Here is a 2,132-nt window from a genome sequence, read left to right as displayed (position 1 = left end):
CGAGCTTTCCTATTCCGGTGCCGGCAACAAGGCCGCCTTCCGTCGGCGCTTACGCTGCTCGGCCAGGCACGGATGCTGAAGGACACCGCCCGCTTCCATGCCCGGCTTGGTCGTCTGCTGGTCGATGCTCGTGCGAGCGGGCGCGATGCCTTCCGCACGATCGACGCCAAGCTGGGCTGGGACCAGTTCGAACGCAGCATACGCTTCGCCGAGGATCTGACGCGCTCGGCCGATGACGGTCTGGAGGAAGTGGTCGAACGCTATCCCGCCGTGCGACGGTTCGCCCCGACCTTCCTGGCCGCCTTCACCTTCCGCACGGCGCGGTCGGGCGACCCGCTGCTCGGCGCGATCGAGGTGCTGCGGACGATGTATCGCGACGGCCGCTCGGTCCTGCCGAAGCGGGTGCCGACCAGTTTCGTCAAACCCCGCTGGCGCAAGGTCGTGCATCCGGCGGAAGGAACGATCGACCGGCGCGCCTATGAGATCGCGGTGATCGTCCACCTGCGCGAACGGCTCGGATCGGGCAGTATCTGGGTGGACGGCAGCCGCGCCTATCGCACGCTCGACGACTATCAGCTGCCCGTGCCCGTCTTCGAGGCCATCCGCGCGACTGGCGATCTGCGTCTGGCCGTACCCACCGACTTTCCCGAATGGTATGAGGAACGCCGCACCCTGTTGGCCCGGCGCATGACGGAGGTGGAACGCGCAGCCGCAGCGGGCGAGCTGGTCGACGTGACGATCGAACGCGGGCAGTTGCTCATATCGCCGATCCGGCGATCCCCGTCCGACGATACCGAGGCGTTGAAGGCCCGGCTCTACGCGATGCTGCCGCGCGTCCGCATTACCGACCTGCTGGTCGAGGTTGCCGCCTGGTCGGGCTTCGCCGACCGTTTCGTTCATGCGCGCAGCGGCGCACCCGCTTCCGACCCGTCTGCGCTGATGGGTGCAATCCTCGCCGACGCGACCAACCTGGGCCTCGGGCGCATGGCGGAAAGCTCGCGCGGGCTGACATTGCCGCGCCTGCGCTGGACCGCCGAATGGCATGTGCGCGATGAAACCTATCTGTCGGCGCTGGCCGCGATCGTCGATTGCCACACCGGGCATCCGCTCGCAGCGGTCTGGGGACCGGGTGATACGTCGTCGTCGGACGGGCAGTTCTTCCGCGCTGGCGGTCAGGGCGAAGCCCGCGCCGATCGCAACGCTCGCTACGGCACTGAACCCGGTGTCCTGTTCTACACCCATGTCACCGATCGCTTCACCCCGTTCCACACCAAGGTCATCGCCGCCAATGCCGGCGAGGCCGCGCATGTCTTGGACGGCCTGCTCGACCATGAGAGCGAACTGGTGATCCGCGAACACGCTACCGACACCGCTGGTGCGGTCGATCACGTCTTCGGCCTGTGCCACCTGCTCGGCTTCCGCTTCGCGCCGCGCATCCGCGACCTCAACGAGCGTCGGCTGTATGGGCTGTCGCCGCTCGACCCGTGGCCGACGTTGCGCCCGCTCGTCGCCGGCCCGGTCAACGTCCGCGCGATCGAGGAGAATTGGGATGAGACGCTGCGGCTCGCCGCCTCGATTCGGGCGGGCACCGTCAGCGCCTCGGTCATGCTGCGCAAGCTGGCAGGCTTCCCACGCCAGAACCCCGTCGCCCGGGCGTTGCGCGAAATCGGGCGGATCGAACGTACCCTGTTCATGCTCGATTGGTTCGATGATCCCGACCAGCGGCGCCGCACCGGCAGCATCCTCAACAAGGGCGAAGCCCGCAACGCGCTCGCCCGCGCCATCTTCTTCAATCGCCTCGGCGAACTGCGCGACCGCACCTTCGAGAACCAGCGCCACCGCGCCTCCGGGCTGACGCTCGTCACCGCGGCCGTGACGCTATGGAACACCGTCTATCTCGACCGGGCCGTCCGGCATCTGCGCGGCAACGGTGTCGATGTACCCGACGAACTGCTCGCCCACGTCGCTCCGCTGGGCTGGGAGCATGTCGGCCTCACCGGCGACTATCTCTGGGCCGAGATCGACAAGCCCCGCGAGCGGTTCAGACCGCTTCGCCTTCATCAGCAAAGCCGGGACGCTTAGACCCAATGACTGCCTGAGCCATGAGGGCTTTGATCTGCGATGCTTCACCT

Annotated in this window: 1 protein-coding gene; it reads left to right on the top strand. The window is 67.5% G+C overall.

Annotated elements, in window-relative coordinates; genetic code table 11:
* On the top strand, positions 1 to 2,082 hold a 2,082-nt coding region (locus V2B31_RS18105), incomplete at its 5' end, for a Tn3 family transposase (RefSeq protein ID WP_328281170.1).
* Between the last annotated feature and the right edge of the window lie 50 nt (positions 2,083 to 2,132).

Origin of the sequence: Sphingobium sp., from assembly GCF_036170395.1 — a bacterium.
Classification (GTDB): Bacteria; Pseudomonadota; Alphaproteobacteria; order Sphingomonadales; family Sphingomonadaceae; genus Sphingobium.
The sequence above is the reverse complement of the archived record's forward strand: the minus strand, read 5'-3'. Positions and strand labels throughout refer to the sequence as shown.